18 protein-coding genes and 1 other RNA gene are annotated in these 22,588 nt (G+C 56.9%); 14 read left to right on the top strand and 5 right to left on the bottom strand.

Translation table 11 applies throughout. The annotated features are described in order from the left end of the window. Positions 1 to 2 precede the first annotated feature (2 nt). From smc to NPS47_RS19280, 9 genes are all read left to right on the top strand, one after another. Complete coding sequence (smc, locus tag NPS47_RS19320) at positions 3 to 3,491, top strand: chromosome segregation protein SMC (protein WP_274296394.1); 3,489 nt, start codon at positions 3 to 5, stop codon at positions 3,489 to 3,491. A gap of 204 nt (positions 3,492 to 3,695) precedes the next feature. Beyond that, complete coding sequence (gene zipA / locus NPS47_RS19315) at positions 3,696 to 4,571, top strand: cell division protein ZipA (protein WP_274296393.1); 876 nt, start codon at positions 3,696 to 3,698, stop codon at positions 4,569 to 4,571. A 140-nt stretch (positions 4,572 to 4,711) separates the two neighbouring features. Then, a complete protein-coding gene (ligA, locus tag NPS47_RS19310) occupies positions 4,712 to 7,066 on the top strand; it encodes an NAD-dependent DNA ligase LigA (RefSeq protein ID WP_274296392.1) in 2,355 nt (784 codons plus the stop codon). 122 nt (positions 7,067 to 7,188) lie between these two features. Then, positions 7,189 to 7,285: signal recognition particle sRNA small type (gene ffs, locus NPS47_RS19305), an RNA gene on the top strand. Between the two features lie 374 nt (positions 7,286 to 7,659). Continuing rightward, positions 7,660 to 8,028 carry a helix-turn-helix domain-containing protein gene (locus tag NPS47_RS19300; RefSeq protein ID WP_274296391.1) on the top strand — a complete coding sequence of 123 codons (369 nt, stop codon included), beginning with the start codon at positions 7,660 to 7,662 and terminating at the stop codon, positions 8,026 to 8,028. 3 nt (positions 8,029 to 8,031) lie between these two features. After that, complete coding sequence (locus NPS47_RS19295; protein WP_274296390.1) at positions 8,032 to 8,622, top strand: ImmA/IrrE family metallo-endopeptidase; 591 nt, start codon at positions 8,032 to 8,034, stop codon at positions 8,620 to 8,622. A 497-nt stretch (positions 8,623 to 9,119) separates the two neighbouring features. Beyond that, the gene (locus NPS47_RS19290) at positions 9,120 to 9,377 is read left to right on the top strand and encodes a hypothetical protein (RefSeq protein ID WP_274296389.1); all 258 of its coding nucleotides are present in this window, start codon (positions 9,120 to 9,122) and stop codon (positions 9,375 to 9,377) included. After that, positions 9,377 to 9,688 carry a hypothetical protein gene (locus NPS47_RS19285; protein WP_274296388.1) on the top strand — a complete coding sequence of 104 codons (312 nt, stop codon included), beginning with the start codon at positions 9,377 to 9,379 and terminating at the stop codon, positions 9,686 to 9,688. Before NPS47_RS19290 ends, NPS47_RS19285 begins: the two co-directional genes overlap by 1 nt. Before the next feature lie 121 nt (positions 9,689 to 9,809). Next, the gene (locus tag NPS47_RS19280) at positions 9,810 to 10,946 is read left to right on the top strand and encodes an HNH endonuclease (protein ID WP_274296387.1); all 1,137 of its coding nucleotides are present in this window, start codon (positions 9,810 to 9,812) and stop codon (positions 10,944 to 10,946) included. Between the two features lie 439 nt (positions 10,947 to 11,385). Here the strand turns inward: NPS47_RS19280 and NPS47_RS19270 are convergent, their stop codons facing one another. Beyond that, positions 11,386 to 11,931, bottom strand: coding sequence for a recombinase family protein (locus NPS47_RS19270; RefSeq protein WP_274296386.1), 546 nt, complete (start codon positions 11,929 to 11,931; stop codon positions 11,386 to 11,388). A 258-nt stretch (positions 11,932 to 12,189) separates the two neighbouring features. On the opposite strand from NPS47_RS19270, the gene NPS47_RS19265 reads away from it, so the two are divergent. Continuing rightward, a complete protein-coding gene (locus NPS47_RS19265; RefSeq protein ID WP_274296385.1) occupies positions 12,190 to 13,809 on the top strand; it encodes a YecA family protein in 1,620 nt (539 codons plus the stop codon). A 131-nt stretch (positions 13,810 to 13,940) separates the two neighbouring features. Here NPS47_RS19265 and NPS47_RS19260 read toward each other — a convergent pair whose 3' ends face one another. Continuing rightward, positions 13,941 to 14,171, bottom strand: coding sequence for a helix-turn-helix domain-containing protein (locus NPS47_RS19260; protein WP_274296384.1), 231 nt, complete (start codon positions 14,169 to 14,171; stop codon positions 13,941 to 13,943). Positions 14,172 to 14,432: 261 nt separating this feature from the next. Between NPS47_RS19260 and NPS47_RS19255 the strand changes: the two genes are divergently transcribed. Then, on the top strand, positions 14,433 to 14,789 hold the full coding sequence (locus tag NPS47_RS19255; protein WP_274296383.1) for a hypothetical protein: 357 nt from the start codon (positions 14,433 to 14,435) through the stop codon (positions 14,787 to 14,789). 981 nt (positions 14,790 to 15,770) lie between these two features. On the opposite strand, the gene NPS47_RS19250 is transcribed toward NPS47_RS19255, so the two are convergent. The 3 genes from NPS47_RS19250 to NPS47_RS19240 form a co-directional block, all read right to left on the bottom strand. Next, the gene (locus NPS47_RS19250; protein WP_274296382.1) at positions 15,771 to 16,421 is read right to left on the bottom strand and encodes a replication/maintenance protein RepL; all 651 of its coding nucleotides are present in this window, start codon (positions 16,419 to 16,421) and stop codon (positions 15,771 to 15,773) included. A 486-nt stretch (positions 16,422 to 16,907) separates the two neighbouring features. Continuing rightward, positions 16,908 to 18,203, bottom strand: a complete 1,296-nt coding sequence (locus tag NPS47_RS19245; protein WP_274296381.1) for a site-specific integrase — start codon at positions 18,201 to 18,203, stop codon at positions 16,908 to 16,910. Positions 18,204 to 18,498: 295 nt separating this feature from the next. Further along, positions 18,499 to 19,290 (bottom strand): substrate-binding periplasmic protein, encoded by a 792-nt coding sequence (locus tag NPS47_RS19240; RefSeq protein ID WP_274296380.1) that lies wholly within the window; start codon positions 19,288 to 19,290, stop codon positions 18,499 to 18,501. Between the two features lie 130 nt (positions 19,291 to 19,420). Between NPS47_RS19240 and dnaX the strand changes: the two genes are divergently transcribed. From dnaX to recR, 3 genes are all read left to right on the top strand, one after another. After that, positions 19,421 to 21,475 carry a DNA polymerase III subunit gamma/tau gene (dnaX, locus tag NPS47_RS19235; RefSeq protein ID WP_274296379.1) on the top strand — a complete coding sequence of 685 codons (2,055 nt, stop codon included), beginning with the start codon at positions 19,421 to 19,423 and terminating at the stop codon, positions 21,473 to 21,475. A 69-nt stretch (positions 21,476 to 21,544) separates the two neighbouring features. Then, complete coding sequence (locus NPS47_RS19230) at positions 21,545 to 21,871, top strand: YbaB/EbfC family nucleoid-associated protein (protein ID WP_028945400.1); 327 nt, start codon at positions 21,545 to 21,547, stop codon at positions 21,869 to 21,871. A 101-nt stretch (positions 21,872 to 21,972) separates the two neighbouring features. Continuing rightward, a complete protein-coding gene (gene recR, locus NPS47_RS19225) occupies positions 21,973 to 22,575 on the top strand; it encodes a recombination mediator RecR (RefSeq protein ID WP_274296378.1) in 603 nt (200 codons plus the stop codon). The last annotated feature ends 13 nt before the right edge of the window (positions 22,576 to 22,588 follow it).

Here is a 22,588-nt window from a genome sequence, read left to right as displayed (position 1 = left end):
GCATGCGCCTCAAGTGCATTCGCCTGGCCGGGTTCAAGTCGTTCGTCGATCCGACCACGGTCAACTTCCCCAGCAACATGGCGGCGGTGGTCGGGCCCAATGGCTGCGGCAAGTCCAACATCATCGACGCGGTGCGCTGGGTGATGGGCGAAAGCTCGGCGAAAAACCTGCGTGGCGAGTCGATGACCGACGTCATCTTCAACGGCTCGACCAGCCGCAAGCCGGTGAGCCAGGCCAGTATCGAGCTGGTGTTCGATAACTCCGACAGCACCCTGGTCGGTGAGTACGCCGCCTACGCGGAAATCTCCATCCGCCGCAAAGTCACCCGCGACGGGCAGAACACTTATTACCTCAACGGCACCAAGTGCCGGCGCCGTGATATCACCGATATCTTCCTCGGTACCGGCCTGGGGCCGCGCAGCTATTCGATCATCGAACAGGGAATGATCTCCAAGCTGATCGAGGCCAAGCCGGAAGACCTGCGCAACTTCATCGAAGAAGCGGCCGGGATCTCCAAGTACAAGGAGCGTCGGCGCGAGACTGAAAATCGTATCCGTCGCACCCATGAAAACCTCGAGCGCCTGACCGACCTGCGCGAGGAGCTGGAGCGCCAGCTCGAACGCTTGCATCGCCAGGCCCAGGCCGCCGAGAAGTACAAGGAATACAAGGCCGAGGAACGCCAGCTCAAGGCGCAACTGGCGGCCTTGCGCTGGCAGGCGCTGGATCAGCAGGTCACTCAGCGCGAAGCGGTGATCGGAGATCAGGAGGTTTCCTTCGAAGCGCTGGTGGCCGAGCAGCGCAATGCCGATGCCAGCATCGAGCGCTTGCGTGATGGCCATCATGAGCTGTCCGAGCGCTTCGGGCAGGTACAGGGGCGCTTCTATTCGGTCGGCGGCGATATCGCCCGCGTCGAGCAGAGCATCCAGCATGGCCAGCAGCGCCTGCGCCAACTTCAGGACGACTTCAAGGAGGCCGAGCGCTCGCGCCTGGAGACCGAGTCGCACCTGGGGCATGACCGTACTTTGCTGGCGACCCTCGGCGAAGAGCTGGCAATGCTTGAGCCCGAGCAGGAAATGACCCTGGCCGCTGCCGAAGAGTCGGCGGCCACCCTGGAAGAAGCCGAAGGCACCATGCACGGCTGGCAGGAGCAGTGGGACACCTTCAACACCCGCTCGGCCGAACCACGACGTCAGGCCGAAGTGCAGCAGGCGCGTATCCAGCAACTCGAACAGGCCCTTGAGCGTCTGGCCGAGCGCCAGCGCAAGCTGGCGGAAGAGCGCGACCAGCTCAGCGCCGACCCTGAAGATGCGGCGATTCTTGAGCTGGGTGAGCAATTGGCTGCCAGCGAACTGCTGCTCGAAGACCTGCAGGTGCAGGAACAGCAAGTGGTCGAGCAGCTGGAAACCCTGCGCGAGCAACTGCAGCAGGCCGTCCAGGCGCAGCAGCAGACCCAGGGCGAGTTGCAGCGTCTGGGTGGGCGCTTGGCTTCGCTTGAAGCGTTGCAGCAGGCCGCGCTGGATCCGGGCACCGGCACCGCGCAATGGTTGCGCGAGCAGGGCCTGGAGCAGCGTCCGCGCCTGGCTGAGGGCCTGCGGGTCGAGCCGGGGTGGGAGTTGGCAGTGGAAACCGTGCTCGGCGCCGATTTGCAGGCCGTGCTGGTGGATGATTTCAGCAGCCTTGATCTGGCGGCGTTCAGTCAGGGCGATCTGCGCTTGCTTGATTCAACGACCGAAAGCACACGTATTCCGGGCAGCTTGCTCGACAAGGTTGAAGGCCGGGTCGATCTGGCGCCCTGGTTGGGGCAGGTTTTGCCGGTGGAAAACCTTGAGCAGGCGCTGGCCCGGCGCAGCCGCTTGAGTGACGGTCAGAGCCTGGTCAGTCGTGATGGCTACTGGGTCGGGCGGCATTTTCTGCGGGTCAATCGCGCCAGCGATGCTCAAGGTGGGCTGCTGGCCCGTGGCCAGGAACTGGAGCGCCTGGGGCTTGAGCATCAGGAGCTGGAGGCTGCGCTTGAATTGCTTGAAGCCCGGCTGCAAGAGCAGCGCGAACACCAGCAGGGCCTTGAAGAGCACCGCGAGCAAGTGCGCCGTCGTGCTCAGGATGAAGCCCGCCAGCAGAGTGAGCTGAATGCACGGCTGTCGGCCGGCAAGGCACGCGCCGAGCAATTGAGCCTGCGGCGTCGGCGTCTGGAAGAAGAACTGGCCGAACTGGTGGAGCAACGCGCCCTCGAAAGCGAGAATCTCGGTGAATCGCGCCTGCAATTGCAGGAGGCCCTCGATCTGATGGCCCAGGATACCGAACAACGCGAATTGCTTCTGGCTCAGCGCGACAGCTTGCGTGAGCGCCTCGACCGGGTGCGTCAGGAAGCCCGTCAGCACAAGGATCACGCTCATCAACTGGCCGTGCGCCTGGGCTCGTTGCGCGCCCAGCACGATTCCACTCGCCAGGCCCTTGAACGTCTGGAGCTGCAAGCGGAGCGCCTGACGGAAAAGCGCGAGCAACTCAATCTCAACCTGGAGGAGGGCGAAGCACCGCTGGAAGAGCTGCGCCTGAAACTTGAAGAGTTGCTGGAAAAGCGCATGAGCGTCGATGACGAAATGCGTCAGGCGCGCCTGCATATGGACGAGGCCGACCGCGAGTTGCGTGATGCGGAAAAACGCCGGACTCAAGCCGAGCAGCAAGCGCAATTGCTGCGCGGCCAGCTGGAACAGCACCGTCTGGAGTGGCAAGGGTTGAGCGTACGGCGCAAAACCCTCCAGGAACAGCTGCAGGCCGATGGTTATGACCTGCAAGGCGTTATTGGCACCCTGAGCGAGGCGGCCAGTGAGCAAGAAGCCGAACAGGAACTGGAGCGCATCGACGCCCGCATCCAGCGCCTGGGTGCGATCAACCTGGCGGCCATCGATGAGTATCAGCAGCAGTCAGAGCGCAAGCGCTATCTGGATGCTCAGGACGCTGATCTGGTCGAAGCCCTGGACACCCTGGAAAACGTCATTCGCAAGATCGACAAGGAAACCCGCAACCGCTTCAAAGATACCTTTGATCAGATAAATGCCGGATTACAGGCACTTTTCCCAAAAGTTTTCGGGGGCGGCAGTGCTTACCTGGAACTGACGGGCGAAGATTTACTCGATACAGGGGTGACAATCATGGCGCGGCCACCGGGCAAGAAGAACAGCACCATTCACCTGCTCTCGGGCGGGGAGAAAGCGCTGACCGCCCTGGCCCTGGTGTTTGCCATTTTCAAATTGAACCCGGCACCGTTCTGCATGCTCGATGAAGTCGATGCGCCACTGGACGATGCCAACGTCGGACGCTACGCCCGGTTGGTCAAGGAGATGAGTCAGACAGTGCAGTTCATCTATATCACCCACAACAAGATTGCCATGGAGATGGCCGATCAGTTGATGGGGGTTACCATGCATGAACCGGGATGCTCACGTCTGGTTGCAGTCGATGTGGAGGAGGCGATGGCCATGGTCGACGCCTGATTGGAGGCGATAAGGCGTGAACCTGCGCTAAATGGCCCTGTCAGTTGCGACAGACGGTGTAAAGTTATCTTTGGTCGTGCTAGCTTAATGTCACTTATTTTTTGCGTGGGTAAAAACGCCTGTCAGAACATAGAGTTGGCGCCACGTTTTAAAGGGGTTTAAACCCTTTATTTTTCAGCATTTTTTACAGAGGCACAGGATTACATGGAAATCGGTCTGCGCGAGTGGCTGATCGTCATCGGCATCATTGTCATCGCCGGTATTCTTTTTGACGGCTGGCGTCGTATGCGCGGCGGCAAGGGCAAGCTGAAGTTTCGTCTGGATCGCAGCTTCTCCAATGCCCCCGATGACGACAACAGTCCCGAATTGATCGGCCCGCCGCGGGTATTGGACACCCACAAGGAGCCTGAGCTGGACGAGCATGACCTGCCGTCCATGAGTGCTGCGCGCGAGCGTGACAGCAACAGCAAGCCGAAATCCGCCAAGCGCAAGCGTGGCAACGAGCCGCAACAGGGCGACCTGAACCTGGCTGCCGAGCCGCGCGAGCGTGAGCCGGACCTGTTCGCCAGTGTTGACGACGATTACCCGGATGAAACCCGTAGCAATGGCAGCAGCTTTGCTACTACCGAAACCCGTGAACTGCCACCGGTTGAAGAAGTGCTGGTGATCAGCGTGATTTCCCGCGACGAAGGCGGCTTCAAGGGCCCGGCCTTGCTGCAGAACATTCTGGAAAGCGGTTTGCGTTTCGGTGAAATGGATATTTTCCACCGTCACGAAAGCATGGCCGGTAATGGCGAAGTGCTGTTCTCGATGGCCAACGCGGTCAAGCCGGGCGTGTTCGACCTGGACGATATCGATCACTTCAGCACCCGCGCGGTGAGCTTCTTCCTCGGCTTGCCGGGGCCGCGTCATCCCAAACAGGCCTTCGATGTCATGGTCGCGGCTGCGCGCAAGCTGGCCCATGAACTCAACGGTGAGCTCAAGGACGACCAGCGCAGCGTCATGACAGCCCAGACCATCGAGCATTACCGTCAGCGCATCGTCGAGTTCGAGCGCCGTGCCCTGACTCAGAAACGCTAACAGCATCGCGGGGCAAGCCCGCTCCCACAACAGCCTCCCGGTGGGAGCGGGCTTGCCCCGCGATGAGGCCCTCAAGGTCTCGCCGAAAAAAATGCAAGAGCAGCCCAGGCTGCTCTTTTGCTTTGCAAGAGAATACGAAAATGACCGCCGAATCCCGAATCCTCGAACTGCGCGCCGAACTCGACCAGCACAACTATCGCTACTACGTGCTCGACGAACCCAGCGTTCCGGACGCCGAATACGACCGCCTGTTCAACGAGCTCAAAGCCCTGGAGGCCGAGCATCCTGAGCTGGTGACCGCTGATTCGCCGACCCAGCGTGTCGGTGGTGCAGCCTTGTCGGCTTTCAGTCAGGTGCGTCACGAAGTGCCGATGCTGAGCTTGGGCAATGCTTTCGAGGAAAACGACCTGCGCGAGTTCGACCGGCGAGTGGTCGAAGGCCTGGACCTGCCGGCAGGCGACCTGTTCGGTGACGGCGCGGCGGTGGACTACAGCTGCGAGCCCAAGCTCGATGGTTTGGCGGTCAGCTTGCTGTACCGCGACGGACAACTGGTTCAGGGCGCCACTCGTGGCGACGGCACCACCGGTGAAGACATCAGCGTCAACGTGCGCACTGTGCGTAATATTCCGCTGAAGCTGCAAGGCGAGGGCTGGCCAGCCGTGCTCGAAGTGCGCGGCGAGGTGTACATGTCCAAGGCCGGCTTCGAGCGTCTGAACCAGGCGCAGATCGAAGCGGGCGGCAAGACCTTCGCCAACCCGCGCAACGCTGCAGCGGGCAGCCTGCGCCAGCTGGACTCGAAAATCACCGCCAGCCGCCCGCTGGAGTTCTGCTGCTATGGCTTGGGCCAGGTCTCGGCACCGCTGGCCGACACCCATATCGGCACCCTGGAACAGCTAAAAGCCTGGGGCATGCCGATCAGTCGCGAACTGCGCCATGCCGCGGGCGTTGCCGAATGCCTGGAGTACTACCGCGATATCGGCGAGCGCCGTAACGACCTGCCTTACGAAATCGATGGTGTGGTGTTCAAGGTCAACAGCCTGGCTTCCCAACGCGAGTTGGGCTTCCGTGCTCGCGAGCCGCGCTGGGCCATTGCCCACAAGTTCCCGGCCATGGAAGAGCTGACCGAAGTGCTGGACGTGGAGTTTCAGGTCGGGCGTACCGGTGCGGTCACGCCGGTGGCACGCCTCAAGCCAGTGAAGGTGGCTGGAGTGACCGTGTCCAATGCCACGTTGCACAACATGGACGAAGTGGCGCGCCTGGGGCTGATGATCGGCGATACAGTGATCATCCGTCGCGCTGGCGATGTGATTCCACAGGTGATGCAGGTAGTGACCGAGCGTCGCCCTGACGATGCCCGGCCGGTGCACATTCCCACGCAATGCCCGGTGTGTGGCTCGCAGGTTGAGCGGACGCAGCTGATCAAACGCAGCAAGGGCAAGGAAACCGTCAGTGAGGGCGCGGTGTACCGTTGCGTCGGCCGTCTGGCCTGCGCTGCGCAACTCAAACAGGCGATTATTCACTACGTCTCGCGGCGCGCCATGGACATCGAAGGGCTCGGTGAAAAGAGCGTCGAGCAACTGGTGGATGAAGGCCTGATCCGCTCGCCGGCCGACCTCTATCAGCTGACGTTCGAGCAGATTGTCGACCTGGAAGGCTTTGCCGAACTGTCGAGCAAGAACCTGCTGGCGGCCATTGCTGCCAGCAAGCAGCCAGGCCTTGCGCGCTTCATCTACGCCTTGGGCATTCCCGACGTGGGTGAAGAGACGGCCAAGGTCCTGGCGCGCTCGCTGGGGTCGCTGCAGCGGGTCATGGCGGCATTGCCGCAGGTGCTGACCTACCTGCCGGACATCGGTCTGGAAGTGGCTCACGAGATCCATAGCTTCTTTGAAGATGAACACAACCGAACGGTCATCAGTCAGTTGCTCGAGCGTGGCCTGCAGTTGCAGGACGAGGGTGAGCTGGGCGCCGAATTTGCGGCCAGCACCACGCTGGCCGGGCTGATCGCCAAGCTGGATATTCCCTCGGTAGGGCCGACGGGGGCGGAAAAGCTGGTGGCCAAACTCGACAGCCTGGAAAAGATCATCGCCGCCGACGGCATCGATCTGCGCCAGGCCCTGGCGGCCAAGCAGGCCGATGCCGTGCGCAGCTATTTCCAGGAGCCGGCTAATGCTGCGTTGGCCTTGGCCATTGAGGCGCAGCTGCGTGAATTCGGCATGCACTGGACGAGCGAGAAAAAAGTCGCTGCCGGCTTGCCGCTGGCCGGTCAGACCTGGGTGCTGACCGGCTCCCTGGAGCGCATGAGCCGCGATGTCGCCAAAGACAAGCTGGAAAGCCTGGGTGCCAAGGTCGCAGGCTCGGTGTCGGCCAAGACCCATTGCGTGGTGGCCGGACCTGGCGCGGGTTCCAAGCTGGCCAAGGCCAACGAACTGGGGCTCAAGGTGCTGGATGAAGATGCATTCGTGACCTTTCTGGGTGATCACGGCATTGCCATCTAAGCTCTGGAAAACAGCCAAGTCATTGAGTGCTGATGGTTTTTTTTGAATTAGAGGTTGTATCTTCACTTGATGCCGGTACAATGGCGCGGCTCGTCGCCAGATGAGCTGCGTTATGGTGACCCCATCGGTCCCCCCGCATTGATTACCCGTTAACCTGGTCAGGCCCGGAAGGGAGCAGCCATAGCGGGAACATCGAGTGCCGGGGTGTGGCTGGTGGGGTCGCCACCTATCTTTAAGTCCTTGGTTTTACAAGGATTTATCGCTCAAAAATGTCGAAGTGGAACAGCGTTTAGGTACACCTAAGTGGTGCGCCATAAGCTGCATGCTAGCTTCTTCGAATTGATTGATCCAGTCCCTTTCTGTTTGTGGATGATCGAGCTGCAACAGCCTTCGACCCCTTCATCCTGCCTCATTGTCTGCATTGCCTCCCGTACCTCACTCCATCATTTGACCCTTAACTACCTCCGCATTTACACGGTTCTTCACTGGCTGCTTGACCGATAAATAATTCAGAGCTACGATCTTCTCTAAATGGAGAAGATGATTGCCAGGAAGGTAACGCAGGGGTACGGGGAAGAGATGAAGGTGATCAAATGAGACTTACACCCTTTGGTGAAGCTGCCAGATTGCTTCGGATGAGGTTTGACGTGTCTCTAAAAGCAATGGCAGAAGCTATGGCTATCAGTTCAGCGCATCTCAGCGGTATTGAGTACGGCGAGAAGCGACTATCTGATAGGCACATTGAAGCGGCGCTAGCGTTCTTTGCTGAGCATGCAGATTCGGAACAGCTGCATCAGCTTAGGCTGGCTGCTGAGCGATCTAAAGACGTGGTAAATACAGCTGAGTTGGACTCTGATGCCAGGGGTCTCGTTGCAGCGTTCGCCCGCAGGCTTCAAGAGGGTAGTGCTCCAACTGAGGAGATTCGCCAGTGGCTTCAGGCTCAGCCGAAGAAGGGAGATTAAAGATTGACAACGCTTTACTCGAACGGGGACGTGAGAACGCCGCAGGGGCTAAAGGTAAGGGCTCAAAGTTATGCGTCGCTTGAGGAGATCGCTGAGGGTATCCGAGCAGCGCTCCCTCTTCGGTCGGGTGAGCGATACATGTTGGATTGCGCCAAAATCTTGGAGCACACCCTCCCGAACGCTGGGTTTAACTACAAGGTTGTGGAGGTGGACCAGCTTGACGAATGTGCTGCCTTCACTATCCCTGAAAAGAATTTGGTGGTGCTGAGAGAGGACGTCTACGACATGCTCCATGCAGATAACGTCTTTGGACGCAGTACTGTTGTGCATGAGATGGGTCACATTGTATTGGAGCACGCAGTTACCCTTCATCGGGGGGCTGTCCTGGGGCAGCATCGGTTCTATGAAGATTCTGAGTGGCAGGCAAAGGCAATCACGGCAGCAATCATGATGCCTATTGCAGCTTGTGCTGACGCCGGTACCCCTGAGCGGTTGGCTGAGATGTGCGGCACTAGCATCACGAGCTCAAGGTTTCGGTTGGACAATCTCAGGAAGCACGGGAAGTTGACGGGACAGCGCAGCTTGTTCTGGTAGGTGTCAATTTGAAGGCATAAAGAAGCCCAGGAGTGCTACCAACACTTCTGAGCTTCAGGTGAGGTGAACGAGGGTCTACCAAACCACCCGCAACCTGCAATATGTCTATGGGAAGACGTGGAGCAGTGTAGTCCTAGCGACTGTGTGGGGCAAGCCAAAACCCTTCCATCCGTCGTAGGAGGGCCACATATGGCTCGTTCTAGTATCAAGGTTGTGTTTGTGCGCAGCTACCCCCGGTTTAGGTTTGGCCGCTGGGAGAGCGTGTGTCAGCACTGGCGGTCTCATCCGGGTCAGTTGACCCTCTTCTAAATCGGCTAGTCGGCCTTCGTGGCTGCATGAGTAGCGCGGGTGATTGCGATGTAGTCTCTTTGAGACTAGCTCGTAGTTACCCGCTCAGCCTATCAGATGATCGTTGCCACTGTCTGGGCTAGGGGTTGCACCCCTCGTGTCCCTAGGCTTCAGGCGTGTCAGCTCAACTAATTAATGAGATGAGCATCATGAGCACAAACACAAAGAAGTCCTCTCCAAAGATCGCCAGGCTCGCCTCCGAGACGCTTCGTGATTCTGCCGCCTCCGCCATAGCCAAGAGCTTTGCTGCCTCTGCTCTGGCTCAGACCAATACTGGTAAGCAAACGAGTGCTGAGATGGAAGCCAAAGCGGGCAAAGCTTTGCAAAGCAGCAAGTTCAGTGCTGACACCAAGAAGCTCGCGGCGTCGGTAGCATCTCAAAACAACAAGCAGAGGGGGAGTAAGTAATGACCATTCATGCGATTCTCACTGTGGATTTGAACGGTTCTGTCTCCACTGCTGCGCGGGCGAAGTTTTACGAAGTGTTGAAAAGCCATCATTACGTGAAACACAAGCTGACTACTCTTTGGGCTGTGCAATTTACGCCAGATACGACCCCGGCTGGTGCTGATAGGGTTGTACGAGAGCATGTGGCACTTGCTGCAAGGACTGCAGGTATAAGTGACTATGAGGCTCTGCTCATGCAGGGAACGCAGCCGGCGACTGAGTGGAAAGCAAATCCCAATAGTATTCTGGCTGATGCCTTGCGGCGGTTATAACAGGAGGTAGGGCCCCGCTACGGCGGGGCTTCTTCTAGTCAACGTTTGCCAGCACGGGTTAGGCACTCAATTGTGTTAATGATGCCGGTGTTTGAAGGGGTACTCTTAAGGAGGGGAAGTGATGGAGTGTGTGCTTTGTGATAGTCCTCTCTCGGATGCTAATGACTCCGAAGAGCACATTGTAATTAACGCTATTGGTGGGCGTTATAAAGTATCTGGTGTGCTTTGTGTGAAGTGCAACAATGGTGCTGGGCAAGCTTGGGATAGTGCCTTGGCCAAGGATCTTCAGTCACTGGGACTATTGATTGGAGTTAAGAGGGAGCGCGGAGTATTGCCCTCTCTCGCGGTTGAAAATCTTGATGGCGACCAACTAGTGCTACATGCGGATGGTAGCATGAGCCCGGCTAGAGCTAGTTTTAGCCAAACTCCCGAAGGTTCTGGGGCGATGAAGATTGAACTCGTTGCTCGTAGTCCTGAAGAGGCACGTAAGATACTTAAGGGTGTTAAACGGAAGTACCCTAACTTTGACTTGGAATCGACAATTGCCAATTCTGGCGTGCAGTCAAGGTATTCGAGGAGTCCGCTGAACTTCTCAATGGAGTTTGGTGGTGCTCTCTCGGGGCGCTCCCTCGTTAAGTCTGTACTCTGCTTTGCTGTGGTTAACGGCGTAGTAGCCAAAGATTGTACCAATGCCAGGCAATACTTGTTGGAGGACGGAGCAGAGGCATGCTTCGGGTATTGGTATGAAAGTGATTTAATGCTGCGTAGACCGGAAGGGGTTCCACTTCACTGTGTGGCAGTGAGTAACCGAGGAACGGATGGCCAATTGCTTGGATATATAGAGTTCTTCGGCGTCAGACGCATGGTTGTCTGTTTGGCGGAGAATTATTCGGGTGCGCCTGTACACGCTAGCTACTGCATAGATCCAAGAAACTCCCAGAGAATAGTTGCAGAATTTGACCTGGGTCTTGATAGAGCCGATATCCAGGCTTCATATAGCTACGAGCGTATTCCGGAAGGCAGCATTGAGCGTGCGTTTGACTCTATTCTACGTCAAGCGGTGAAGCGCTCAGCCGTAAGAGCAAGAGATCAAGCTGTTGATAGGGCAGTACAATATGCATTTAGCAACCTTGGCGTGGATGAGGGTTCCATTCTTACTGAGCAGGATGTGGAGAAGCTTTCCGGCTTGATCATGCGTGAGTTGACACCTTACCTTATGCATATTATTGGGGATAAGCGGCGACGGGATGAGCGCTAATCTCGGTTTGACTGCATGCTCTCTACTCCAAAGTTATTAAACTAGAATAGTGCCGATAGTCAATTTGAGCTGTATGGTGTCGGCAATTATTCGATACTGCCGATCAGTCTGGGTCGAGGTTAGACCCGGTAGCTAATGGCAAGCGGGGCACACAAACCTCTCTTTGAAATATGGCATAGCGCCGTCACGATCGAAGCCGTTCTATCGCTGAGGTGATGGAATCAGCATTGGTGTCCAGTGTCTGAAGGGCTCCCATTACATTGTCGTGTATGTTAACGCTGCCCCTCTGCCTCACCCATGTACTCAGCTCTTCCACTGAAGCTCGGATGGCTATCTGGTTAAGATGAAGCCCCTCAAGGGCGTTCGCTATCGCAGCTGCCTTATCGTCGTCCATACACCTCGCCCACCTAGTGATCGCTATTATCTGGGTACAGCCAGATTATGCACTGGCCTTCATGGCACGTTGCACGGTGCTCAGGCTTACGCCAAGGCTCTCAGCGGCCTTGCGAAATGATAGCCCACCACGCACGGCGGATTGTATGGCTACGTCATCAACGGTCTTAATGCGACCTTTGTAGACACCTCTCTGTTTGGCCTTGGCTATTCCCTCTCGCTGACGCTCCTTGATCATGGCTCGCTCAAACTGAGCTACAGCTCCCATCATCGAGAGCATCAGGTGCTGGGTCGGGTTGTCTTCGCCAGTGAACTCCAACTGCTCTTTATCGAAGCGGATATGGACGCCCCGCTTGGTTAGGTCTTCCACTAGCTTCAGTAGATCCGCCAGGGAGCGAGCAAGCCTGTCAATGCTGTGTACCAGAATGGTGTCGCCCTCACGCACGTACTCCAGCATGGCCTGAAGCTGGGGACGGTCAGTGGTAACTCCGCTGAGCTTCTCGGTGAAGACCTTATCTAAGGCAACACCATCAAGCTGGCGGTCTACGTTCTGATCTACCGAACTAACGCGGATGTACCCAACTCGTGCCATATCCCTGCCTCTGTATTCATTTAACTTTAGATGCTTGGAGTGTGGCTGTATTCATTGCCAAAATCAAGCCTAGTGAATACGGGTTGCAGGCGTTATGTGTATTCATCTGCTTGTGGTCGGTTAGGTAGAGGTTAAAGAATACGCGGATCATGCGCGCCATCAGCTCTTCTAGCTTGTACGCCAAATGTCTATTATTTTCCGTTAGTGGGCGCAGGCAGATCCCTGTTCCTTGCGGATCAGCTTTTCAGGACTGCCCGAATGCTTACCAAGCCAGGTCGTAACGCTCCATGCCCTTGCGGGAGTGGGTTAAAGTTCAAGCGCTGCCATGGCACTGCTGATGGCCCAGGCTGGGGGCAGCAGGTAGCGGGACCACATATGCGGAACGCATTAGAAGTAATGATCTCGCGCCATCAGGCTCAAGAGTTTCAGCGACGTGAACAGCAGGGGTTTGGCAAGCCGATCATCTCCTCAACATTCCATGATCATAGGCTCGTCGCCGTTGGTAAGAAGATTCACTACTCAACCAAGTGGCGGACTTTCCATGACTTCCTTTATGACTACCCTAAGGTGGTCCTAGGTCGTGAATGGTGGAATGCCGAGATTAATAAGCCAGTGGAACAGCGCCATAAAATCCTCCACTGGGCGACCCGTAGCTATGAGCAATCCAGAGCCCACGTTGAAGCCGTAGGGCCGGGTGCTGCTCAGCCGATGACTGGGGCCATCGAGTCATACATGCGATTGGCTTACGATCTCTATAGCTTGGAGCACGCCGTAGAGATTCAACGATTACTGATCGACCGCATCAAGTGCTCTGACAATTTCCCTGGGGCGCTCTATGAGGTGCGAGTGGCCGCTGCTCTGCTTCGAGCGGGTTTTAGCTTGGATCACCAAGATGAAACTGACAGGCGAAGTACCCACGTTGAGTTCATTGCAGCTCATACGTCATCTGGGGCGATTTACGCTGTTGAAGCAAAGCGGCGAGAAGGCAAGCGGATGAATATCAATAGGCAGATGAGTCGAGCCTTGAGCAAGCATTCGGATCATCCCCGATTAGTCTTCATCGACACGAATGACGCGCGCCTAGAGGAGGGGAGGAAGCGGTCCGCTCCTGTTGTTCTGGTAGAGGCTGAAGTTCTGCTCAAAAAGTTTGAGTTGGACCCCTTGGCGAAGGCGCTCCCTGAAGCTTACATCATCGTAACGTATGACCCGCACGAGCATCATCTTGATGCTGTTGACCTACCTTCTGGGCTGCTGCTGTGGGGATTCCATATTGCGGATCTGCATCCCGGGGCTAAAACCCTACTTCAGCAGGTTGAGATCAAGCGGCGACACGCTCCAGTCTTTGCATTAATAGAGTCGATACAGAAGCACAGGCGCATTCCCGTCACGTTCGATGGAGAGCCTGACGCATTCATTGGCGGTTCCTCTGAAGCTAGGCTTCAAGTAGGTCAGCTGCTACAGGTCCCGGGCCCAGATGGAGCTTTGATGGAGGCGATGCTGGAGAGTGGCGTCGTCATGGCCGAGCGGAGAGAAGCATGGTGTGTTGTATGTAGCAATGAACAGCGTTTCATTACCAGGATTCCGCTGTCCGATGAAGAGCTACATGCCTACACCCAGCACCCTGCAACCTTCTTTGGAGCCATTGACAGGAATGCAGCTCGCTCGGTTCCGAGAACTGAATTGGACTGGTTCAACTTCCTATGGGAATCCTATTCGAGCACCGCTAAAGATTCCTTAATTGAGTTCATGGGGCAGTCGCCCGATATCGAGTACTTGAAGACGCTGACTCAGGTGGAGTTGGCCACTGAATACTGTGCCCGCATGGCAGGCGTGATGCTAAACCAGATGGGCGATAGCACAGGCGAGGGTCTGGCTTAGTCTCTCCGCCTTCAATCCCAGCAATTCCGTGAAATGTGCTGCGAGTAACCCCCGCCAAGGAGGCGTTCAGGAGGGGTCGTCAATTAGCTATCAATTAGCATCAGGCATAGTTCTTCAGTGCGTTGTGCTGCTCACATGCCTTCGAAGAGGTCTGCGATTCTGACGCCTAAGGCGTCGGCCAACACCTTGATGGCGTTTATAGACGGGTTAGCACCGCCTGTCTCTATGCGGGACGTGTAAGTCCTGGCGAACCCGCACTTGTCTGCAAACGCTTCTTGATTCATACCAATAGCCACACGCAGCTCCCTGACTCGGGGACCGAACTGGTGTTGAAGCGCTGGGGAAGGAGGTAGTGCAGGCATTCCTCAATGCTGGGTTTATGTGCTTTAATCGTGAGCACACCAATCGTGACATTCAAGGTTGATGAGCTACCGAAGGCTTTGAATGATTGAGTGACGGGGCGGAGACTGTTCCAGCTAGCCGCTCCACGAGTAGGCGAGTGGCTCGGTAGAAGTTAACTTCGCCCCGTAGCTCGCATGCTGCGTGAGAAGTAAGTCAGTAAGTCAGTAAGTCAGTAAGGGCGAAAGCCAAACGAACTTTTAACTGAACTGAAGAGCCTTACTATGACTGAAAAACTCGATTTGAATAATGGCGCAGCAGATAATGGTCTGGGCTTCCTACGCATGGAACGAACTCTCTTCGCGGAGGTGTCTGATCTGATCCGGACCAATCCCAAGGCTGCCACGGTCATGCTGACCCTTTTGGCAAATGTGTATAGCAACGGTGTTGTGGAGACTACCCAGGTCTTGGTGGCTGATCAGTGTGATATGACGCTGAAGGACGTAGGAGTGGCGATTGCTCACCTCTCAACCGTGGGCTTAATCTGCTCGGTAGAGGCTTCCATTGAGCCAGGAGGACCACTCACTTGTGTAGTGAACCCAGGCTTGGCTACGGCAGAGAAGCCTGAAGAATACGTGTAGCCCCTAGTCTTCTTATGTTGGTCTGTCTTGGCTGATCCTCGCCTTTGAAGCAAGGCAGACAGGGCAGGCCATACCAACATCATCAATTTATCACCTAGCTGATTAACGCTACCATCCTCTGTTCTGACCTTTAAACTCAATGCTTCTAGGCAGGTAACAAAGACGTTGATACGTTGCTGCGATGACCTCCTAGCCCCACAAAGCTGTATTGCAGTACTGCTGCTGTATGCGCGGTAACGTAGCTGTCACAGTGAGATTGTTATTAGTGAAATCCAGAGGAAGAGCAGGGGCTGCACTACTCCACCCCTGGCTTGGAGAGATTACCTGCGCCTGCCGGATTGGTCCCTGTAGTGGGCAGGGGAGCAACAGCCCACTATGCCGTAGGCTTACATCTCATTTTAAATTGTGACGCACCGTCACAAGATAATACACCTATGCCGTTCGGCATGATTGAGGTCAAGAGCTAGAACGGGAGGGGCAGCGCAGCCCCTTCTCTCTTTCTGCTGATAGAATTGCTATCTTGCCTAACGGCATGTTTGTAGCAGGGGGCAGAGTGGAAAGCCCCCTAAGCTTTTGATCTTAACCTTGCAGATATTATTGTGACGTTTCGTCACGCAGTAATAGTTTCTAAGGTTCCCGTTAAGGTTCAAGCAAGATCAAGATCAAGATCAAGATCAAGATCAAGAGCAAGAGCAAGAGCAAGAGCAAGAGCAAGAGCAAGAGCAGGAGGGGCTGTCTTGCCCCCTCTCTTCTCTGGTACATAGAGGTGTTATTCGTGCTTCAGGCACAGTTGATCCTGCTGTGGCGTTACGCCACGATAATAATGCATAGAGGTAAATAATCTCAAAGCTGCGCTTTGGCGAGACGCTCCAAATTCTGCCTCGCGGCAGAAGTGACCACTTCTTTTTATAATAGGATTCTGTCGACCTCCTTGTGCTGCGGGGCCTGCACGCCGATTCTTACGTAACTTTTTGAAATTACCTACGCAGCTTTGGTGAGAGAGTCTGACTCCTGAGATAACTCAGTCGTTCCTGTATTAAAGTAGCCAGTGGGGTGATACCAGTTCTTGATATATCTGTCACGGGTGTAGTCATCGCCCCTGAAAACTAGTCGTGGGTTCACGCTTAGCTTTATCTCGCCCTTACGCATACTGCCATCTCGTGATGTCAAGACCCGCAATATGTGGCTGTCAGTCAGTACCCTTAACTTCTTCATTAAGTTTGATTCGGCAGTTCCTAGCGACTTCGCTAGGTCGGCCTGGGTGGTGATGATAATGTTGCGATAAAGAGTAAGTCCGTGGAGTTGTTCAAGTAGTCGCAGTTGCGGAATGGTGATGCGACAATCGATGCCAGTACGGCGCCATTCTCCGTGAGCATCGTCCACTTCACTTCGTAGTGAGTGCAGTGCGTGGGGTGGTAGTTTACGTCGATCAACAAAGCTTAGGTGATCCTCGAAGTCATCAACGCTTCGGCACTTACCAAGTTCGCATTTGTATTTGGCAGGGCCAGCAAGTGCTGATGGCGTGTCATCGTGCCCAAGGATTTCGCCAGTGCATGTATCGATGATTAGGCCATCAATGCTGAGAGGTTTGGGTGTGTCGGCGGTGATTGGTGTGGTGGCGTCAAGTTTCAATTATTACATCCTTGTAGTTACTGGGCTATACGCGCATAGGTGCGTATTAGTTGTTGCTAGGTTTGTTGGCCCATATCGCAGACAGCACGAAACCCGCTCTGCTCAGTGGCCTGTTGGCTTGAGCAAGCGAGGTAGTGATTTGATAGGGGGTTGTTGCAGATGTCAGTTGCGCTGACAGGGTGGATATTATACAGATTTGCTTTGAAAAGTCAAGTGTGGACTATGGTTGGAAGTTTATCTTGGTGCTAGTTTTCGTGTGCTTCAGTAGTTGTCATGCTGCAACTACCTAACATGTTCTAGTACACGCGGCGTCGTAAAATCGTTAAGAGGCTTTGAACTGATTAGCGTACTTGTCAATCCTGCGGTCATCTCCAGCGGACACTGAAGCCCTAGCGGTGCAGGGGAGCTCTGCTTCCAGCTCTCGCCATAGGGGGATGAACTGGCTCGGAGTAGTACGTAGCCATCTCTTTCAGGTCACCCGACAGGCTATAGACTGATCTGGCAGATCGCTTCTGCCATCGCCCTCAGTGGGCTGCGGCTGCCATAAATGCTGAACGTCACAGCACCGTCCTCATGACCTGCTATTCGCTTGATGAGTGAGTCTTGCACCCCGGCATCCCGAAGGTCGTCAATCAGCGTGTGGCGAAAGCTATGAAAGGTTTTCCGGGGGTCAGTGACACCCATCTTCGTTTTGTATCGACCGAACCACTTCGATGGCGCGTGGCCCAGTTTCCCCCGAACGGCTTCCAGTTCAGGGAACAGGCGATCTGCTCCAGTTGCTCTGACTGACTCAACGTGCTGTAACAAACCCAGTTCGATCAGGGAAGGATGCAGAGGAAGAACACGACGGCTGCTGGTGTTCTTGAGGTTCTGGCCTTCACGGCTGTCATCAATGCGAATGCACTGGATGCCTTGCTGTTCGATGAAGTCATCGACTCGCAATTGGCATAGTTCTTCAAGCCTGCAGCCAGTGGCTCGCCCTAGGAGCGGTAGCCAGTATCGCCATGGGTGCTTGCGGGCTTCCTTTCTCAATGCTGCGTGGTTCAGCAGGGCAACCAGATCGTGGTGGTCAAAGGAAAGGCGTGCTTCCTTCGCTGATCCTGTCATCACTTTCATACCCACGAGTGGATTGTCCGCAACATATCCGTTTGTCTTGCACCAGTTCAGGAAGGCAGAAAGCTTGCGTAGGCGATTGTTCACAGTGACGGCGGTGATGGTCTTGTAAGTGGCGCCTGATTCAACAACCTGTCTCAGGGTCTTGCCTTCATACTCGGGGCGTAAGCCGAAGTACTGAGGGCACCGGCTCAATCGTTCTTTCAGCAACCTGGCTTGGTGAACGTCGAACGCTTCAGCGGGCATGTCGCCCATCAGCTCGAACAGATCACGCAGGGCACGTTCAACCTCGAAGGTGCTGACCGTTCGCCAAGTGCCGCCACGTTTCCCTTCTTCTATATAGAGCTTGGACAATGTGGCGAGGGTAGGGCTGTCATTACTCGGCTTCGCTGTAGCCGCTTGTGTCTTCCGTGGGGCGGTCCGGATGGTCGTTTTTGGGGCAGCGTCCCGCCACTGCAAACACAGCGTACGAAGCGCCTGAGGCTCTGTTAGGGGGTGTTTGCTCAGGTATTGATGCACCTGTTGAGCCAGTGAGCTGGCGAGGAATAGTGCCGCCTGACGCTCTCGCAGGTGCAGGCATACACGCAAGGTGTGACGGTTCGGGAACAGGTGCTGGGGTAGTCGCAGGTTTAGGTAGTAAACCGATTGGCGGCGGACGATGTAAGCCATATGAGGAACACCAAAGTGGACCAATGAAGTGGACCAATTGAGTGGAACAATTCTGGTCGCACCCCTGACTTTGAACGTCCGTGAAACGAGCTCACATGGTAGATGATCGGCAAACCTAACAAGCCTGAAACCCTTACCCCGTAAGGCCCGCAACGATTACCGAGCATGCTGGCATGCCACCTGGTCAGGCCCGGAAGGGAGCAGCCATAGCGGGAACATCGAGTGCCGGGGTGTGGCTGGTGGGGTCGCCACCTATCTTCAAGCCATGTGCTTGCTTCTGTTTTACCTCCCTTGTTTACCAATCGTCTCTTGTTGCATGCGCTATTTTGTCTGCCAGTACCTGGCTGTGACGCGCGGTCGTATGGCGCTTGATCATCTGCTCGATCTCTCCGGATTTTTTCATGGTCTCAAGGCTGCGCAGAATGGCTTGCGTGGGTACGCCGGGATCATTTCGCACATAGCAGCTCAGTGCCTGCTCCTCCAGTAATTTCACCGCCTTGAAACGTTGAGCTTCGGGTAGCGAGCGATTAAACCAGTCCAGGCTCCACTGGCTGCTTACGGCGTAGCGGTAGCGTCCAGCCTGCAACTTCTGCAGCACCTGCAACTGATTGCGCGCGTCGTCACGCTTGAGCTGGCCGCTGTCGAATTGCGCCTGCAGAGCAGGGTAGTGAAAGCCCAGCACAGTACCAATGGCCTGGCTGGACAGCTGCGCGAGGTTTTCCGGTGCTGCTTCGCGGGGAGCAGCCACCAGCCAGTCGCGCTGCAGGAACAGCGGCGGGCTCCAGACGAAGTTGCCCGACTGATCGCCACTCCAGGACGGCATCACGAAACAACGTACATCGACGCTGCCGCGCTCCATCGCCGCCTGCAGGCGCAAGCGCGGCATTACGTGAAATTCAGGATGACGCTGCACGCGGCTGGCGAGGGTGTTCATCAGGTCGAACATGATGCCTTCGACCGGCTGGTTGTTTTTCAGCTGAACCAGCGGCATGGTCCAGCTATCGGCGACGGCAAAGCGCAAAGGAGGTAACTCATTGGCCGAAAGTTGGCCGAAATACACCATCAACAGGCTCAAAACCCAACGCATCCACTTCTTCCTGTGTGCTAACAACGTCCTGGCGAGCAAAGCTTAATGCGTTAGGCCGCATAGCGGATGCAATTTCAGGCCTGCTCCGCTAGGATTAGCGGTCTTTGGTCTATCTATTTGACGGTTTTCGATGAGTTATCAGGTTCTTGCACGTAAATGGCGTCCGCGCTCGTTCCGCGAAATGGTCGGCCAGACCCATGTGCTCAAGGCTTTGATCAACGCACTGGATAACCAGCGCCTGCACCATGCCTACCTGTTTACCGGTACCCGCGGCGTCGGCAAGACTACCATTGCGCGAATCATCGCCAAATGCCTGAACTGCGAAACCGGCATCACCTCCACTCCCTGCGGCACCTGTTCGGTGTGCCGGGAGATCGACGAGGGGCGTTTCGTTGACCTGATCGAGATCGACGCCGCCAGCCGCACCAAAGTCGAAGACACCCGCGAGCTGCTCGACAACGTGCAGTACGCGCCGAGCCGTGGGCGCTTCAAGGTCTACTTGATCGACGAAGTGCACATGCTCTCCAGCCACTCGTTCAACGCCTTGCTCAAGACGTTGGAAGAGCCGCCGCCCTACGTCAAGTTCATCCTCGCCACCACCGATCCGCAGAAGCTGCCGGCGACCATTCTGTCGCGTTGCCTGCAGTTTTCCCTGAAGAACATGACCCCCGAGCGGGTGGTCGAGCACCTGAGCCATGTGCTGGGCGCCGAGAACGTTCCGTTCGAAGACGACGCGCTGTGGTTGCTGGGTCGCGCCGCTGACGGCTCGATGCGCGACGCCATGAGCCTGACCGATCAGGCCATCGCCTTCGGTGAAGGCAAGGTATTGGCCGCCGATGTGCGGGCCATGCTGGGCACGCTCGACCATGGCCAGGTCTATGGCGTCCTGCAGGCGCTGCTTGAAGGTGATGCGCGGGCCTTGCTCGAAGCGGTGCGCCATCTCGCCGAGCAGGGGCCGGACTGGAGCGGTGTGCTGGCCGAGATGCTCAATGTGCTGCATCGCGTCGCCATTGCCCAGGCGCTGCCTGAGGCTGTGGACAACGGCCAGGGCGATCGTGACCGGGTTTTGGCCCTGGCCCAGGCGCTACCGGCCGAAGATGTACAGTTCTACTACCAGATGGGCTTGATCGGTCGTCGTGACCTGCCGCTGGCGCCGGATCCGCGCGGCGGCTTCGAGATGGTGCTGTTGCGCATGCTGGCGTTCCGTCCCGCCGATACCGATGACGCACCGACGCCGGTACTAAAGCCGTTGGGGATCAGCCAGGCCACAGCTGATTCGGCAAGTGCGGTGGCAGCAGCGAGTGCCGCTGCGCCTGCGGTGGTTGCGGCGCCAGTTGTCGAGCCTGCACCTGTTGCTGCGCCTGAGCCGATAGCTGTTGCCCAACCCGAGCCTGAGCCTGAACCCGCGCCGGTCGAGGTCAAGGCGCAAGCGCCTGAGCCGGTTGTCGACCTGCCGTGGAACGATCCAGCCCCGGTCCAGCCTGTTGGCGAGTCTGAGACTGCCTCTGCTGCAGCCGAACCTGTAGTCGATTCGTCGGTGCCAGCCCCGGCACCGGTTCAGGCTGTAGTGCGCCAGGACGAGCCGCCTCACGACGAGAGCATTGGCTACAGTCCTGCCGGCATGGAGCGTGACGACGAGCCGCCGCTGGACGAAGATTACTACGAGCCGGAGATGGATCCGGCCAGCTACAGTTACCTGGATGAGCTGGCGATCGAGCATGTGCACGAAGAAACGCCGGCCGTTGCTCCCGAGCCGTTGCCAGCGGCCATGCCGGCCACCGGCCTGGCTTTGCAATGGCTGGAATTATTCCCGCAGTTGCCGATTTCCGGGATGACCGGCAGTATCGCCGCCAACTGTACGCTGATTGCCGCCGAAGGCGATGACTGGCTGCTGCACCTGGATCCGGCGCACAGTGCGCTGTTCAACGCCACCCAGCAGCGACGCCTGAACGATGCCCTGAACCAGCATTTCGGACGCACGTTGAAGCTGTCCATCGAGCTGATTCGCCCGGAACAGGAAACCCCGGCCCAGGCGGCAGCGCGCAAGCGTGCCGAGCGCCAGGGTGAGGCAGAGGCTTCGATTGAAGCCGACCCGCTCATCCAGCAGATGATCAAGCAGTTTGGCGCTATGGTGCGACACGATACCATTGAGCCTGTAGACGCTCCGGTAACCCAGAGCGAGTGACCGAATGACACAAGCGGCCCGGGCCTGACCCGCGCCGCACCCCGTAAGACTAAATTTGAGGTGATCCCCATGATGAAAGGTGGCATGGCCGGCCTGATGAAGCAGGCCCAGCAGATGCAGGAAAAAATGGCCAAGATGCAGGAAGAGCTGGCCAACGCCGAAGTGACCGGCCAATCCGGCGCCGGTCTGGTCAGCGTGGTGATGACCGGTCGTCACGACGTCAAGCGCATCAGCCTGGACGACAGCCTGATGCAGGAAGACAAGGAAGTGCTGGAAGACCTGATCGCCGCCGCCGTCAACGACGCTGTGCGCAAGGTCGAGCAGAACAGCCAGGAAAAAATGGGTGGCATGACCGCTGGCATGCAGTTGCCACCTGGTTTCAAGATGCCGTTCTGAGTCATTGTTTCAGGTAGTACCTACGGTGGGAGCACGGCTGTGAGGTCGTTGCTCCCATCGTCGTTTTTTCTCGCGCTTATTGAATATCCAGGTTAATGCCCATGAGCTTCAGTCCCCTGATTCGCCAACTGATCGATGCCTTGCGCATCTTGCCCGGCGTCGGCCAGAAAACCGCTCAGCGCATGGCACTGCAGTTGCTCGAGCGTGACCGCAGTGGCGGCACACGCCTGGCTCAGGCCCTGAGCCAGGCCATGGAAGGGGTTGGTCATTGCCATCAGTGCCGCACCCTGACCGAGCAGGAGTTGTGCCCGCAGTGCGCTGACACGCGCCGTGACGACACATTGCTGTGCGTGGTCGAAGGGCCGATGGATGTCTATGCGGTGGAGCAGACCGGCTATCGCGGCCGTTACTTTGTGCTCAAAGGGCATCTGTCGCCGCTGGACGGGCTGGGGCCTGAGGCGATCGGTATTCCGCAATTGATGGCGCGTATCGAAGAGCAGGGCACCTTTACCGAGGTGATCCTGGCGACCAATCCGACGGTGGAAGGCGAGGCGACGGCGCATTACATTGCGCAGTTGCTGGCTGACAAGGGCCTGGTGGCTTCGCGGATCGCGCATGGTGTGCCGTTGGGCGGGGAGCTGGAGCTGGTCGACGGCGGGACGCTGGCGCACTCCTTTGCGGGGCGCAAGCCGATTTCGTTGTAGGTCTGGAGGTTGT

The organism is Pseudomonas putida (assembly GCF_028682475.1).
In the GTDB taxonomy this organism is placed as follows: Bacteria; Pseudomonadota; Gammaproteobacteria; order Pseudomonadales; family Pseudomonadaceae; genus Aquipseudomonas; species Aquipseudomonas putida_AG.
Note: the sequence above shows the minus strand (reverse complement) of the source record. Positions and strands in the feature narration are given on the sequence as shown.

Coding starts and splice junctions, on each gene's coding strand:
- NPS47_RS19255 (WP_274296383.1), top strand. CDS start 14,433: ATGACTGAAAAACTCGATTTGAATAATGGCGCAGCAGATAATGGTCTG.
- recR (WP_274296378.1), top strand. CDS start 21,973: ATGAGCTTCAGTCCCCTGATTCGCCAACTGATCGATGCCTTGCGCATC.
- NPS47_RS19265 (WP_274296385.1), top strand. CDS start 12,190: ATGCTTACCAAGCCAGGTCGTAACGCTCCATGCCCTTGCGGGAGTGGG.
- NPS47_RS19270 (WP_274296386.1), bottom strand. CDS start 11,931: ATGGCACGAGTTGGGTACATCCGCGTTAGTTCGGTAGATCAGAACGTA.
- ligA (WP_274296392.1), top strand. CDS start 4,712: ATGACCGCCGAATCCCGAATCCTCGAACTGCGCGCCGAACTCGACCAG.
- NPS47_RS19245 (WP_274296381.1), bottom strand. CDS start 18,203: ATGGCTTACATCGTCCGCCGCCAATCGGTTTACTACCTAAACCTGCGA.
- NPS47_RS19285 (WP_274296388.1), top strand. CDS start 9,377: ATGACCATTCATGCGATTCTCACTGTGGATTTGAACGGTTCTGTCTCC.
- dnaX (WP_274296379.1), top strand. CDS start 19,421: ATGAGTTATCAGGTTCTTGCACGTAAATGGCGTCCGCGCTCGTTCCGC.
- NPS47_RS19240 (WP_274296380.1), bottom strand. CDS start 19,290: ATGCGTTGGGTTTTGAGCCTGTTGATGGTGTATTTCGGCCAACTTTCG.
- NPS47_RS19300 (WP_274296391.1), top strand. CDS start 7,660: ATGAGACTTACACCCTTTGGTGAAGCTGCCAGATTGCTTCGGATGAGG.
- NPS47_RS19230 (WP_028945400.1), top strand. CDS start 21,545: ATGATGAAAGGTGGCATGGCCGGCCTGATGAAGCAGGCCCAGCAGATG.
- NPS47_RS19280 (WP_274296387.1), top strand. CDS start 9,810: ATGGAGTGTGTGCTTTGTGATAGTCCTCTCTCGGATGCTAATGACTCC.
- NPS47_RS19260 (WP_274296384.1), bottom strand. CDS start 14,171: ATGCCTGCACTACCTCCTTCCCCAGCGCTTCAACACCAGTTCGGTCCC.
- NPS47_RS19290 (WP_274296389.1), top strand. CDS start 9,120: ATGAGCACAAACACAAAGAAGTCCTCTCCAAAGATCGCCAGGCTCGCC.
- zipA (WP_274296393.1), top strand. CDS start 3,696: ATGGAAATCGGTCTGCGCGAGTGGCTGATCGTCATCGGCATCATTGTC.
- smc (WP_274296394.1), top strand. CDS start 3: ATGCGCCTCAAGTGCATTCGCCTGGCCGGGTTCAAGTCGTTCGTCGAT.